Raw genomic sequence first — 13,270 nt, 5'->3', positions numbered from 1 at the left:
GCGTGATGGCCTTTGGCCGCCTGAGCACGCCCATCTACGCCCTGACCTGCCAGTCGTCGGTTGCGTCAGGCTCGTTTCACCGCGCCTGGCTGACGGTTTGCCCTCCCCTGTCCGGCCCCCTAGAATGCCGCGATGCAAAATGACCTCGATCACAGACTCACTACCCTCAATCCCGCCCAGCACCACGCGGTCACCACGCCGCCTGGTCATCAGCTGGTGCTGGCCGGCGCCGGCTCGGGCAAGACCCGTGTGCTGGTGCACCGCATTGCCTTCCTGATCCAGCGCCTGGACGTGTCGCCGCACAGCATCCTGTCGGTGACCTTCACCAACAAGGCAGCCGCCGAGATGCGCCACCGCATCGAAGACGTGCTGGGCCACGCCCCTGCCGGCATGTGGGTCGGTACCTTCCACGGCCTGGCTCACCGCCTGCTGCGTGCGCACTGGAAAGAAGCCGGACTGGCCGAGAACTTCCAGATTCTCGACTCTGACGATCAGCAACGCCTGATCAAGCGGGTAATCCGCGACCTCGGCCTCGATGAACAACGCTGGCCGGCCAAACAGGCGCAGTGGTTCATCAACGGGCAGAAGGATGAGGGCATCCGCCCGCAAGGCATCCAGGCCAGCGGCGACCTGTTCCTGGCCACCATGCGCAGCATTTATGAAGCCTACGAGGCGGCCTGCGCACGCACCGGCGTCATCGACTTCGCCGAGCTGCTGCTGCGTGCCCTCGATCTGTGGCGCGACAACGCCGGGCTGCTGGAGCACTACCAGCGCCGCTTCCGCCATATCCTAGTCGACGAGTTCCAGGACACCAACGCCGTGCAGTACGCCTGGTTGCGCTTTCTCGCCAAAGGCGGCGAGAGCCTGATGGTGGTGGGTGACGACGATCAGTCGATCTACGGCTGGCGCGGCGCGAAGATCGAGAACATCCAGCAGTTCGACAGCGACTTCGCCGATGCCGAGATCATCCGTCTGGAGCAGAACTATCGCTCCACGGCGAACATCCTCAATGCCGCCAACGCGCTGATCGCCAACAACCAGGGCCGCCTAGGGAAGGAGCTGCGCACCGAAGTCGGCGATGGCGAGCCGCTGGCTCTGTATGCCGCCTTCAACGAGCACGACGAAGCGCGCTACGTGGTGGAAACCATCGAGGACTCCTTGCGCAAGGACGGCCTCAAACGCAGCGAGATCGCCATTCTCTATCGCTCCAACGCCCAGTCGCGGGTGCTGGAAGAGGCGTTGCTGCGCGAGAAGATCCCCTATCGCATCTACGGCGGTCAACGCTTCTTCGAGCGCGCCGAGATCAAGAACGCCATGGCCTACCTGCGCCTGCTCGACGGGCGCGGCAACGATGCGGCGCTGGAGCGCATCATCAACGTGCCGGCGCGTGGCATCGGCGAGAAGACCATCGAGACCATCCGCGAATACGCCCGCGCCCATGACGTGCATATGTGGGAGGCGATTCGCCTGATGCTGACGGTCAAGGCGCTGCCCGCTCGTGCCTCGGGTGCCCTGGCCGGCTTCATCGAACTGATCGACAGCCTGGCCGAGCAGGTCCTGGCCATGCCGCTGCACCAGATGACCCAGGTGGTCATCGAAAAGAGCGGCCTGCTCGCCTATCACGAGGCGGAAAAAGGCGAGAAAGGCCAGGCCCGGGTGGAAAACCTGGAGGAACTGGTCAGTGCCGCACGCACCTTCGAGAACGATGAAGACGACGAGCTGACCCCGCTGCAGGCCTTCCTCACCCATGCCTCGCTGGAGGCCGGGGACACCCAGGCCGCCGAGAACGAAGACAGCATTCAACTGATGACCCTGCACAGTGCCAAGGGCCTGGAATTCCCCCTGGTGTTCCTGGTGGGCATGGAAGAGGGTCTGTTCCCGCACAAGATGAGCCTGGAGGAACCGGGCCGACTGGAAGAAGAACGCCGCCTGGCCTATGTCGGCATTACCCGTGCCATGCAGAAGCTGGTGATCAGCTACGCCGAAACACGGCGTCTCTACGGTAGCGAGACCTATAACAAGGTGTCGCGCTTTGTCCGCGAAATCCCCGCACCGCTGATTCAGGAAGTACGCCTGAGCAACAGCGTCAGCCGCCCGGTGAGCACCAGCTCGATGGGTGGCGGCAGCCTGTTCGCCGGCAGTGCCATACCGCAAACGCCCTTCAACCTGGGCCAGCGCGTACGTCACAGCCTGTTCGGCGAGGGCACCATCCTCAATTTCGAGGGTTCTGGTGCCCAGGCGCGGGTTCAAGTGAATTTCGAAAACGAAGGCAGTAAATGGCTGATGCTGGCGTACGCCAAGCTTGAAGCCTATTAGCACACCGTATCTGGAGATAATCGATGAATCGCCGCAATCTGTTCGGCGCCGCTGTGGCACTGATCGCCGCCATCGGCCTGGTTGGTTGTAAAGAAGAAAAGGCTGCCAGCGAGCAAGCCGCTGCCAAGCCAGCAGAAACCGTCCACTGGAAGATGGTCACTTCGTGGCCGAAAAACTTCCCGGGCCTGGGCACCGCCGCCGAGCGCCTGGCCGAACGCATCAACGCCATGAGCGCCGGACGCCTGACCGTCAAGGTCTACGCTGCCGGTGAGCTGGTGCCGGCGCTGGAAGTGTTCGATGCCGTCTCGCGCGGCACCGCCGAGATGGGTCACGGCACGCCGTATTATTGGAAAGGCAAGGTGCCGGCTGCGCAGTTCTTCAGCAGCGTGCCGTTCGGCCTGTCCACCCTGGAAATGAACGCCTGGCTGAGCAAGGGCGGCGGCCAAGCACTGTGGGACGAAACCTACGCACCGTTCGGCGTGAAGCCACTGTCGGCCGGCAACACCACCATGCAGATGGGTGGCTGGTTCAACAAGGAAATCAACAGCCTGGGCGACATCAAGGGCCTGAAGATCCGCATGCCGGGCCTCGGCGGCGAAGTCTGGAGCAAGCTCGGCGCGATCACCGTCAACCTGCCGGGCGGCGAGATCTTCACCTCCCTGCAGACCGGCGCCATCGATGCCACCGACTGGGTCGGCCCGTACAACGACCTGGCCTTCGGTCTGCACAAGGCAGCCAAGTACTACTACTTCCCAGGCTGGCAGGAGCCGCAGGCCGTGGTCGAATCCATGGTCAACCAGAAGGCCTTCGACGCGCTGCCGGCCGACCTGCAGGCCATCGTCGTCGAAGCCGCGCGCGCCGCGACCCTGGATATGATGGACGACTACGTGTTCAACAACGCCAAGGCGCTGCAAAGCCTGAAGAGCGAGGGCGTGCAGTTCAAGCGTCTGCCGGACGAGGTGCTGCAAGCCATGCGTGAGCAATCCAACGTAGTGCTCGAGTCTTTGGCTGCCGAGAACGACCTCAACGGCCGCATCTGGGCCTCGCAGAAAGCCTTCCTCGAAGAGGCCAGCGCCATGCAGGCGCTGACCGAGAAAGAGCTGTACAACTGGCGTTGAGCCAACTGAACGGGGCTGAAAAGCCCCGTTTTTCTTAGGGATTCTGCCCATGCGCCTTCGCTCTCTGCTCCTCCTACCCCTGCTCGCCCTCGGCCTGATCGGCTGCAAGGACGACTCCGCACCGGCCGACCAGGCCGCAGCCCCCGCCCAGACCTTCCACTGGAAGATGGTCACCACCTGGCCGAAGAACGCACCCGGCACCGGCACCGCAGCCGAACGCCTGGCCGAGCGCGTCAACGCCATGAGCGCCGGGCGCCTGACCATCAAGGTCTATGCCGCTGGCGAGTTGGTGCCGGCACTGGAGGTGTTCGACGCCGTGTCTCGCGGTACGGCGGAACTCGGCCATGGCACACCCTATTACTGGAAGGGCAAGGTACCGGCCGCGCAGTTCTTCGGCGCAGTACCCTTCGGCCTGTCCACCCTGGAAATGAACGCCTGGCTGAACAAGGGCGGCGGCCAGGCACTGTGGGACGAAGCCTATGCGCCGTTCGGCCTCAAGCCGCTGACGGCGGGCAACAGCACCATGCAGATGGGCGGCTGGTTCAACAAGGAAATCAACAGCCTGGCTGACATCAAAGGCCTGAAGATCCGTATGCCGGGCCTCGGCGGCGAAGTCTGGAACCGCCTGGGTGCGACCACCGTGGTGATGCCGGGTGGCGAAATCTTCACCGCCCTGCAGACCGGCGCCATCGACGCCACCGACTGGGTCAGCCCCTACAACGACCTGGCCTTCGGCCTGCAGAAGGCCGCCAGGTATTACTACTACCCGGGCTGGCAGGAGCCGCAGTCGGTGCTCGAGCTGCTGATCAACCAGAAGGCCTTCGATGCGCTACCGGCCGACCTGCAGGCCATCGTCACCGAAGCGGCGCGCGCAGCGACCCAGGACATGATGGACGACTACGTCTACCACAACGCCCTGGCGCTGGACGAGCTGAAGAAGAGCGGCACGCTGCTCAAGCGCTTCCCCGACGAGGTGCTGCAGGCCATGCAAAACGAGAGCGAACAAGTGCTTGGCGAGCTGGCCGCGCAGAGCGAGCTCAACGGCCGCATCTGGGCCTCCATGCAGGCCTTCCAGGCGCTGGCCACCTCGATGCAGGCGCTGTCGGAAAAAGAGCTGTACGACTGGCGCTGAGCACGTCGATTGGCGACGGCGGTGCGCATGGCGCACCCTACCCGTGTCAGCCTCACAACGCAGACGCCACGTAGGGTGCGCCGCGCGCACCGGCCGCTGAAGGCTACGTTTGTCGTTCCAGACGCCAGCTCATGCGCCGGCAGCCATACTTCAGGGATGAAGAAAAAGCCAACCGACCCCGCCCACATCCTCGATACCGCCCTGCAACTGGCCGACGTCTGCGGCTGGGAGCGCCTGCACCTGTTCGACGTCGCCGCCGCGCTCGACATTGGCCTGGACGATATTGCCCGTCACTACCGCGACAAGGACGACCTGGTGGAAGCCTGGTTCGACCGCGCCGACCTGGCCATGCTCGGCCACGCCAGAAATCCCGATCTGCAGGGTCTGAACGCCGAACAACGTCTGGAAAGCTGCCTGCTGGCCTGGCTCGACAGCCTGGCAGCCCATCGCGCGGTGACCGGGCAGATGCTGCTGTACAAGCTCGAACCCGGACATATCCACCTGCAGGTGCTCGGCCTGATGCGCATCAGCCGCACCGTGCAGTGGTGGCGCGAAACCGCTGGCCGGCAAAGTCTGCACCTGCGCCGCATCGCCGAGGAAACCCTGCTCACCGGCGCCTACCTGCGCAGCTTCGTACACTGGCTGCGCCATCCAGAAGAAGATGTAGCAACCTTCCGCGCCTTTCTCCGTGGCCAACTGCGCTGCGGCCCCCTGCCCCTGCTACTGCAACGCCCGTAGGGCATGCCATGCGCAACAGGGGCCGCTTCGCTAGCAAGCCGGGCGCGCACGGCACCGTCTAGCGCAGGCAAAAGCCGGAAACATTCTGTCACTGGTCATGCGCCCCCGTGGCGGGCAAGATGCCGACCAAGCTTTTCCACAAGAGAGAAAACCGTGATGCAGCGTTTCCTCAGTATCGCCATGGTGCTGTGCCTGGCACTGACCTTCAGCTTCGAAGCCCACGCCAAGCGTTTTGGCGGTGGCAAATCCTTCGGCTCTGCGCCCAGCCACCAGACCCGCCAGGCTACGCCACCGGCACAGCCGGCTGCCCAGGCACCCGGTCGTCAACAGCCTGCCGCTGCCGCCAGCGGCGCTTCGCGCTGGCTCGGCCCGCTGGCCGGTCTGGCCGCCGGTGGCCTGCTGGCCTCGATGTTCATGGGTGATGGTTTCGAAGGCCTGCAGATCATGGACATGCTGATCTTCGGCCTGATCGCCTTCCTGCTGTTCCGTTTCCTCGCCGCCCGTCGCGCTCGCCAACAGCCACAAATGGCTGCTGCCGGTGCTCCGTACCAGCGTGAAATGCCGAACGCCGACAACGCGCCGGCCGCTGGCAGCAATATCTTCGGCGGTCGTCTGGCTTCGGCCGCTCCGGTGATCAACGCCCCGGCCTGGTTCAACGAGCAGAGCTTCATTGCCGCCGGTCGTGAGCACTTCATGAACCTGCAGCAGCACTGGGACGCCGACGAGATGGACAAGATTGCCGAGTTCGTCACCCCGCAACTGCTGGAGTTCCTCAAGCGCGAACGCGCCGAGCTGGGTGACGGCTTCCAGTCCACCTACATCGAAGACCTCAACGTGCAACTCGATGGCGTCGACGACAATGCCGAGAAAACCATCGCCACCCTGACCTTCAGCGGTGTGTCGAAGACTTCGCGCTTCGATCAGGGCGAGCCGTTCAGCGAAAGCTGGCGCCTGGAGCGCGCCCAGGGCGACAACCAGCCCTGGCTGATCGCCGGCATTCGCCAGAACTGATCGCTACGACGCACAAAAAACCCGGGCTTGCCCGGGTTTTTTATTTGGGCATTTACCGGTTATCACGGCTGAAGCCGCTCCTACAGCCCATCACGATGGATCGGTAGCAGCCCGGCGCATGCCGATATGCGGGATGTCGTCCTCCAGATACACCTCGCTCACCGCCGCGAAACCGTAACGCCCTTAGTACCCCTGCAGATGCGCCTGCGCCGACAGATAGACCGGCACGCCCGGCCAACGCTGGTGACACTCGAGCAGCGCCTGCTCCATCAGCCGGTGACCCAGCCCGGTGCCGCGCGCCCGCTCGGCGATCACCACCCGACCGATCACCACCTCGCCGTCCATACGCTGCGGATCGAGCAGGCGCAGGTAGCCCACCAGCCCCGACTCGTCACGCGCCAGCAGGTGACAGGTGTCACCGACCAGGTCCTGGCCATCGGTTTCCAGATAGGGACAGTTCTGCTCGACCACGAACACCTGGGTGCGCAGCGCCAGCAGTTCATAGAGGGTGGCGGTATCGAGTTCGCTGTGGTGCAGGCAGTGCCAGGCAAGAGATGACATCAAAGGGCTCCGCAAAAGCGCCAGTATGCCGTGACGTCGACATGTTTTCATTCTGCTGGCCAGCTACTGTATAAAGCCGATCCCCCCTGATGAGGAGCCGACGCCGTGGAAGAAGTCATCGAACAGCTGCGCGAACTCAACGAGCCGGTCCCGGTACCGCTGGAGCTGCCGGAAGAAGAGACCCTGGTGGAGATTCAGGAGCAGATCCTCATTCACTTGCCCTTCGAGCTGCGCGAATACCTGCTCAAGGTCAGTGATGTGGTCTACGGCCGCCTGGAGCCGGTGACCGCCAGTGATCCGCAATCGCACACCTACCTGCCGGAAGTCGCCGCCGAAGCCTGGAGCCTCGGCCTGCCACGCGATCTGGTGCCGCTGTGCCAGGACGGCCGCGACTACTACGCCGTGGACGTGGAAGGTCAGGTCTGGCTGTGGGATGGCGACGAAGGCGAGCTGACCGACGAAAGCTGGGACTCGGTCTGGCACTGGTGCCGCGACGTCTGGCTGGAGAGCTGACGGCAAAGCCTTGTCGCCGCTAAAGCGCCTCCCACCATCTGTGCCCGAGACTCGGCACCGTGGGAGGGGCTTTAGCCACGACCCTCAGGGGAATCGGCACACCACTCACACCTCGCCCTGCTCCAGCGCCAGCAGGTTGAGCAGGAACCGCGCGAAATACAGCAGATCCTGCTCCATGGCCTGACGTGCGCCCTTGGCGTCGCCGGCCTCGATGGCGGCGAAGGCGTCTTCATGAAAGTCGTTGAGCCGTAGCGACAGGTCGGCGCCGGTAAAAAGCCGGTTGAAGAAGGGGCCGATCTGCAGCCATAGCGACTCGATCGAACGCATCAGCACCGGGTTGCCGCAGGCGCCGTACAAGTGCAGGTGAAACTGGCTGTTGGCGTTGAGGTAGTCCTGCACCTGTCGCGTCTCGATGGCCACATCCATGCGTTGCACGCAGTCCCGCAGCAGGGCCAGATCGTCGCGGGTCAGGCTCGGCGTGGCCAACTCCACTGCCAGACCTTCCAGCGCCAGACGCACCTGAAAGATGTTTTCGTAGCGTTCGCGGGTCATCGACGGGACCCGCACCGAGCGCTGCTGCTCGCCCTCCAGCACACCCTCGGCCACCAGCCGCTGCAGGGCCGCGCGAACCGGCATCGGGCTGGTACCCCATTGTGCCGCGAGGTCACGGATCTTCAGCCGCTGGCCAGGTTGAAAGCGCCCCGCCAGCAGGCCCGAGCGGATGTTCTGATACAGCTGTTCCTGCAGATTGTCAGCCATGCGCTACCTCCCTCGGTGGCGCCGGCAGTTGAGCAAGGGTCAGGCTACAGTCACGCATGAAAGGCTCCGGTGGAAAATGTGGCGAGTCTACGTCAGGAACTGATTTTGTGTGAAAAATAGCTCACCACGAAGTATTTTGTGATCACAAATACGCAATTAATGCTGAAAATCCTGACCACAATCAAACCATTTACTATTTTGTGATCACAAAATATCATGCCCGCAGCGTCCAATCGAGGTAAGACCCATGACCACCGCCAGTGGCATCAGCCCAATCGCCGTTGATCGTTTCGTCGCTGCCGAGCGCGAACTGTTCCTGTCCCGCAATCCGAAGTCCGTGGCGCTGGCCGAACGCGCCCGTCACTCGCTGTACGGCGGCGTACCGATGCACTGGATGGCCGATTGGTCGACGCCGGTGCCGCTGTTCGTCGAACGCGCCAAGGGCGCACGTTTCTTCGACGTGGACGGTCATGAGTACATCGACTTCTGCCTGGGCGACACCGGCACCATGTTCGGCCACTCCCCCGACCCGGTCGCTCGCGCCCTCGCCGAGCAGGCGAACAACGGCCTGACCACCATGCTGCCCGGCGAAGACGCCGTGGTCTGCGGCGAGCTGCTGGCCCAGCGCTTCGGCCTGCCCTACTGGCAGGTGACCGCCACCGCCACCGACTCCAACCGCTACGTGCTGCGCTGGGCGCGCGCCATCACTCAGCGCAAGACCCTGCTGGTGTTCGACGGCTGCTACCACGGCACCGTCGACGACGTGATGGTGCGCGAGCGCGATGGCCAGACCGTGCACCGCTCCGGTCTGGTCGGCCAGGCCTACGACCTGACCGAGCACAGCCGCGCCATTCCCTTCAACGACGTCGAAGCGCTGGAAGCCGCATTGGCCCAGGGCGACGTCTGCGCCCTGCTCTGCGAGCCGGCGATGACCAACATCGGCATGGTCCTGCCCGATCCAGGCTTCATGCAGAAGTGCCGCGAGCTGACGCGCCAGTACGGCAGCCTGCTGATCATCGACGAAACCCATACCATCTCCACCGACGTCGGCGGCTGCACGCGGTTGTGGGGCCTCGACCCGGACTTCTTCGTGGTCGGCAAACCCATCGCCGGTGGCGTGCCCTGCGGCATCTTCGGTTGCAGCGCAGCGATGGCCGAAGCCATGACTAAAGCCCGTCAGCGCGCCAGTGAAGAAAGCCACGGTCACGGCCACAGCGGCATGGGCACCACCCTGTCGGCCAACGCTCTGGCCATGCACTGCATGCGTGCCAACCTGGAACAGGTGATGACCCAGGCGGCCTACGACCACATGCTGCCGCTGGCGGCGCGCTTGGCCGAGGGCTTCCGCCAGTTGATCGGCAAGCACGACCTGAACTGGTCGGTGACCGAGCTGGGCGCACGCTGTGAATTCCAGTTCTGCGCCACCCCGCCGCGCACCGGTGCCGAGGCCGAAGCGGCGTTCCATGACCAGCTGCAGATGGCCCTGCACCTGTACCTGATCAACCGCGGCATCCTGATCACGCCGTTTCACAACATGACCCTGTGCTGCCCGAGCACCACCGAGGCTGATGTGGACAAACTGATCGCCATGCTCGATGCGGCCCTCACCGAGCTGCTGGCCATCCCCGGTGCCCGTGAGTGATACCCGTGGGAGGGGCTTCAGCCGCGGTTGTCGCCGCTGAAGCCCCTCCCACAGGATGCACTGCGCCCCACGACCTTCTGCGAGAACCACCATGCAATTCGCCAATCCCCAGGAAGCCCGCGATTTCCTCGCCAAGCACCCCGAGGTGCGCAGCATCGAGCTGATGCTGATCGACGCCAATGGCATCCCGCGCGGCAAGCTGCTGCATCGCGACGAGCTGCTGGCCATGTACGAGAACGGCCGGCCACTGCCCAGCTCCATCCTCTCGCTGACCATTCAGGGCGAGGACGTCGAGGAGAGCGGCCTGGTCTGGGAAGTGGCCGACGCCGACTGCTGGACCTATCCCCTGCCTGGCTCGCTGTGCCTGCAACCCTGGCGCGCAGTGCCCACCGGCCAGGTGCAGGTGAGCATGCACCCGACCCAAGGCCTGCCGGCCACCCCGGGTGATCCGCGCCACGTGCTGGCCCGTACCATCGACGCGCTCAAGGCCGACGGCTATCACCCGGTGATGGCGGTGGAGCTGGAGTTCTACCTGCTGGACAAGACCCGCGACGCCAACGGTCGCCCGCAGCCCGCCGTGCAGATGAATGGCGTACGCCCGCAGGCGCCGCAGGTCTACGGCGTGTACGAGCTGGAGCAGGTGCAGCCGTTTCTCGACGATCTCTACGCCGCCTGCGAAGCCCAGGGCCTGCCGGTACGCACGGCGATTTCCGAATACGCCCCCGGCCAGCTCGAGCTGACCCTGGAACACCGCTTCGACGCCCTGCAGGCGGTGGACGAAGGCGTGCGCTACAAGCGTCTGGTCAAGGGCGTGGCGAACAAGCACGGGCTGCAGGCCTGCTTCATGGCCAAGCCGTTCGGCGACCAGGCCGGTAGCGGCCTGCATATGCACGTGTCGCTGGCCGACGCCGACGGCAACAACTTGATGGGCAGCGAAGACCCGCATGGCACGCCGCTGCTGCGTCATGCCATTGGCGGCATGATGGCCACGCTCGACGACGCCCTGGCGATCTTCTGCCCCAACGCCAACTCCTTCCGCCGCTTCCAGGCCAACAGCTATGCGCCGCTGGCCAAGAGCTGGGGCGTGAACAACCGCACCGTATCCTTCCGCGTGCCGGGCGGGCCGGCCAACAGTCGCCACGTCGAGCACCGCATCTGCGGCGCCGACGCCAATCCCTACCTGGCCGCGGCGGCGATCCTCGCCGGCATCCACAAGGGTATCCGCGAGCAGATCGAGCCGGGCGCGGCCATCGTTGGCAACGGCTACGAGCAGGCCCGCGAAACCCTGCCCACCGACTGGCTTACCGCGCTGCGCAACCTGGAAGGTTCGAGCTGGGCAGGCGAAGCGCTGGGCGAGGATTTCCTCAAGGTGTTCCTGGCGATCAAATGGGCCGAGTACCGCCAATTCATGGGGGAAGTGGGTGAGCAGGATTGGCGCTGGTACCTGAGTCACGCCTGAGTCGGACAGGTGGATGAAAAAGCGTCATCCACCCTACGCTCAACTCACAGCAGCAGGCAGCGCGCGCCGTCATCCTCCAGCATGGGACCGGCAAAACACAGCCGGCCCTGCTCATCGAGCAGTGCTGGCTGCCCCGGATAGTAGGGGTTGTCGAAGGCGCGCAGCTGCTCGGCACTTGGCGTACCTTGAGGCAGTTGGGACAGCCCCTGCAGCAGGCGACGATAGGCTTCAAGGTCCTGTAGTCGTACCGCATAACGACGATAGTCAGGCGCCCCAATTTCAAGCAACACGTTACCCATTGGGTTGCGCCAGCTGCGTTGCCATTGGGCTGCGGGCAACTGCCGCAGCTCCCCGACAAACAATTCAGGCGGGCGCCGCGACAGCTCGGCTATCGGCTGATAGAACGTCAAGCTGGCATTGGTGCTCATCTGTGGGCGCAGGCCCCACCGCAGCATCAGCCACTCGCCCAAGCTGTTCTCCGCCTTGGGCAGCGCCTCGAAAAGTAACGCCATCCCCTGAAACTCATGCTGCAGCGGCATCAGTAGGCTGCGCTCGGCGTCATCGAAGGCAGGCACACTGCTCGGCGCCGGCATCACCCCCTCACGATAGAGCACGGCCTGCCAGCGCATGTTGCGCTCGACCATACGCGCCAGAATCATCTTCGCGATCAGCGTATCAGCGCGGCGCAATTGCCCTCGCAGCAGGTGCAGCTCCTCATCGAGACGCGCCCGAACCTGCTCACCTTCCCCCTCCTGAGCCGCCTTGAGCAGTTGCAGAGTCAGCAGCTGCTGGCCACTCACGAGGTAACGGTGCGGCGGCAACGGGGCAATGATGCTGGCCTCCAGAAGATTGCGGTAGTCATCGAGCTGGAGAAACTGCCAGTAGCGCTCGCGCAGAAGACGCTGCTCATCCGTCTCGACCCAGCCAGACACCCCACTCAGCAGCGTGGTCAGACAGCCATCTTTCTCTATCGCACAGACCAATGGTCCCTGCGGTAAAGCCAACGTGGCAACCACCGGCTCTGCAAAGCCCTCATCCATCGGGCCGTGGTTGCTGCGCCAGGCACGATAGGCCTTTAGCCGCTCGACACCCAGTGCCTCTGGCGACTGCTCAAGGTCAGCATCCAGTCCATTGAGAAACACATAGGCCCGACTCTGCCCCTCATCGACCTGAGCCTGTTCCAGCCAGGTTTGAGCGTCGGCACTCAGCGGTTCATCCCGCATCCAGGCATAGCCGACAGCGACCAGCAGCACTGGCAGGCCCAAGAGCAGCGCGACGATCCCTCTGCGCATCATCGACTCACTTTGATGTAACGACCACCGACACTGATAGCCATGCCGCCATAGTCCTGACAACCCTCGGCGAACACTTCCTGCACGCGTAGCTCGATGCCCTCACGCAGCAGTTGCACCGCACAGCCGCTGTCCAGGCTGGCATCCTCGAGGCGCATCTGCACGCCGTCGCCGACCAGCTTGCCATCCAGCTCGCCGATGGCGGCTGGACCATATTCCTCGACCCGCGCACCGGCACGCACGGGCGAGAAACTGGCGTGATAGCCGCCATTGCCGTCCTCGCTGATCAGCAGCTCGCTCCACACTGCCTGGCCGCCGTAGCGCAGGTAGCGGCCGACGGGGCTGGCGCTCAGCGCTGGATAATTAAGTGTCTCGGCCACCTTGCGCAGGTGCAGGCGGGTCGAGGAGCCGCTGAGATTGTTGTCCAGCGCCACGCCCAACCAGGCACGCGCCATGCCCGCATCGCCAGCGCGCAGATTGGCGAGGATGAGATTGTTCAGCGCCAGCTCCAACTGTGCCGTGTCACCCTCCTCGACGCGTCGTAACTGACGTTCGAACGCTTCGATGGCCTGCTCAAAGCGGCCGTCCTGATAGGCGGCGCTGCCGACCTGGTTGCACTGCACCGCTGTGGCGCATTCTTCGGTCGCCTGCACGGCACCAGCGAGCCCCAGCAGCAGCGGCAGGAGCAATAATTTCGAGTGAATCAGCATGGATGGCATCCTTGCAGTA

Annotated in this window: 11 protein-coding genes and 1 pseudogene; 8 read left to right on the top strand and 4 right to left on the bottom strand. The window is 64.2% G+C overall.

The annotated features are described in order from the left end of the window. Positions 1-132: 132 nt before the first annotated feature. The 5 genes from uvrD (at position 133) to BM186_RS12785 (ending at position 6,315) form a co-directional block, all read left to right on the top strand. On the top strand, positions 133-2,316 hold the full coding sequence (uvrD, locus tag BM186_RS12805; RefSeq protein WP_074915704.1) for a DNA helicase II: 2,184 nt from the start codon (positions 133-135) through the stop codon (positions 2,314-2,316). 23 nt (positions 2,317-2,339) lie between these two features. Beyond that, positions 2,340-3,434 (top strand): TRAP transporter substrate-binding protein, encoded by a 1,095-nt coding sequence (locus BM186_RS12800; protein ID WP_074915702.1) that lies wholly within the window; start codon positions 2,340-2,342, stop codon positions 3,432-3,434. Positions 3,435-3,483: 49 nt separating this feature from the next. Next, on the top strand, positions 3,484-4,566 hold the full coding sequence (locus tag BM186_RS12795) for a TRAP transporter substrate-binding protein (protein ID WP_074915700.1): 1,083 nt from the start codon (positions 3,484-3,486) through the stop codon (positions 4,564-4,566). 156 nt (positions 4,567-4,722) lie between these two features. Then, a complete protein-coding gene (locus tag BM186_RS12790) occupies positions 4,723-5,304 on the top strand; it encodes a TetR/AcrR family transcriptional regulator (RefSeq protein WP_072425230.1) in 582 nt (193 codons plus the stop codon). Positions 5,305-5,460: 156 nt separating this feature from the next. Then, positions 5,461-6,315, top strand: a complete 855-nt coding sequence (locus tag BM186_RS12785) for a Tim44 domain-containing protein (RefSeq protein WP_074915698.1) — start codon at positions 5,461-5,463, stop codon at positions 6,313-6,315. Between the two features lie 90 nt (positions 6,316-6,405). On the opposite strand, the pseudogene BM186_RS12780 reads toward BM186_RS12785, so the two are convergent. Then, positions 6,406-6,876: pseudogene (locus BM186_RS12780) on the bottom strand (GNAT family N-acetyltransferase). 105 nt (positions 6,877-6,981) lie between these two features. Between BM186_RS12780 and BM186_RS12775 the strand changes: the two are divergent. Further along, positions 6,982-7,389: an SMI1/KNR4 family protein gene (locus BM186_RS12775; protein ID WP_017676192.1), complete on the top strand. Its 408-nt coding sequence runs from the start codon at positions 6,982-6,984 to the stop codon at positions 7,387-7,389. A 105-nt stretch (positions 7,390-7,494) separates the two neighbouring features. On the opposite strand, the gene BM186_RS12770 is transcribed toward BM186_RS12775, so the two are convergent. Continuing rightward, positions 7,495-8,148, bottom strand: a complete 654-nt coding sequence (locus BM186_RS12770; protein ID WP_072425227.1) for a GntR family transcriptional regulator — start codon at positions 8,146-8,148, stop codon at positions 7,495-7,497. 247 nt (positions 8,149-8,395) lie between these two features. On the opposite strand from BM186_RS12770, the gene BM186_RS12765 reads away from it, so the two are divergent. Together BM186_RS12765 and BM186_RS12760 are read left to right on the top strand one after the other, a co-directional pair. Continuing rightward, positions 8,396-9,790 carry an aspartate aminotransferase family protein gene (locus BM186_RS12765; RefSeq protein WP_074915696.1) on the top strand — a complete coding sequence of 465 codons (1,395 nt, stop codon included), beginning with the start codon at positions 8,396-8,398 and terminating at the stop codon, positions 9,788-9,790. Between the two features lie 91 nt (positions 9,791-9,881). Next, the gene (locus tag BM186_RS12760; protein ID WP_074915694.1) at positions 9,882-11,249 is read left to right on the top strand and encodes a glutamine synthetase family protein; all 1,368 of its coding nucleotides are present in this window, start codon (positions 9,882-9,884) and stop codon (positions 11,247-11,249) included. A 44-nt stretch (positions 11,250-11,293) separates the two neighbouring features. On the opposite strand, the gene BM186_RS12755 is transcribed toward BM186_RS12760, so the two are convergent. Together BM186_RS12755 and BM186_RS12750 are read right to left on the bottom strand one after the other, a co-directional pair. Beyond that, the gene (locus tag BM186_RS12755; RefSeq protein ID WP_074915692.1) at positions 11,294-12,544 is read right to left on the bottom strand and encodes a hypothetical protein; all 1,251 of its coding nucleotides are present in this window, start codon (positions 12,542-12,544) and stop codon (positions 11,294-11,296) included. Beyond that, positions 12,541-13,251, bottom strand: a complete 711-nt coding sequence (locus tag BM186_RS12750) for a tetratricopeptide repeat protein (RefSeq protein WP_074915690.1) — start codon at positions 13,249-13,251, stop codon at positions 12,541-12,543. Before BM186_RS12750 ends, BM186_RS12755 begins: the two co-directional genes overlap by 4 nt. Positions 13,252-13,270 lie beyond the last annotated feature (19 nt).

It is taken from the genome of Ectopseudomonas toyotomiensis (genome assembly GCF_900115695.1).
GTDB lineage: Bacteria > Pseudomonadota > Gammaproteobacteria > Pseudomonadales > Pseudomonadaceae > Aquipseudomonas > Aquipseudomonas toyotomiensis.
This window is presented reverse-complemented; position numbering and strand designations above follow the sequence as displayed.

Bases quoted from the DNA above. Each gene is read 5' to 3' on its own strand.
- BM186_RS12750 (WP_074915690.1), bottom strand. From the start codon at position 13,251: ATGCTGATTCACTCGAAATTATTGCTCCTGCCGCTGCTGCTGGGGCTC.
- BM186_RS12785 (WP_074915698.1), top strand. From the start codon at position 5,461: ATGCAGCGTTTCCTCAGTATCGCCATGGTGCTGTGCCTGGCACTGACC.
- BM186_RS12790 (WP_072425230.1), top strand. From the start codon at position 4,723: ATGAAGAAAAAGCCAACCGACCCCGCCCACATCCTCGATACCGCCCTG.
- uvrD (WP_074915704.1), top strand. From the start codon at position 133: ATGCAAAATGACCTCGATCACAGACTCACTACCCTCAATCCCGCCCAG.
- BM186_RS12765 (WP_074915696.1), top strand. From the start codon at position 8,396: ATGACCACCGCCAGTGGCATCAGCCCAATCGCCGTTGATCGTTTCGTC.
- BM186_RS12755 (WP_074915692.1), bottom strand. From the start codon at position 12,544: ATGATGCGCAGAGGGATCGTCGCGCTGCTCTTGGGCCTGCCAGTGCTG.
- BM186_RS12795 (WP_074915700.1), top strand. From the start codon at position 3,484: ATGCGCCTTCGCTCTCTGCTCCTCCTACCCCTGCTCGCCCTCGGCCTG.
- BM186_RS12800 (WP_074915702.1), top strand. From the start codon at position 2,340: ATGAATCGCCGCAATCTGTTCGGCGCCGCTGTGGCACTGATCGCCGCC.
- BM186_RS12770 (WP_072425227.1), bottom strand. From the start codon at position 8,148: ATGGCTGACAATCTGCAGGAACAGCTGTATCAGAACATCCGCTCGGGC.
- BM186_RS12760 (WP_074915694.1), top strand. From the start codon at position 9,882: ATGCAATTCGCCAATCCCCAGGAAGCCCGCGATTTCCTCGCCAAGCAC.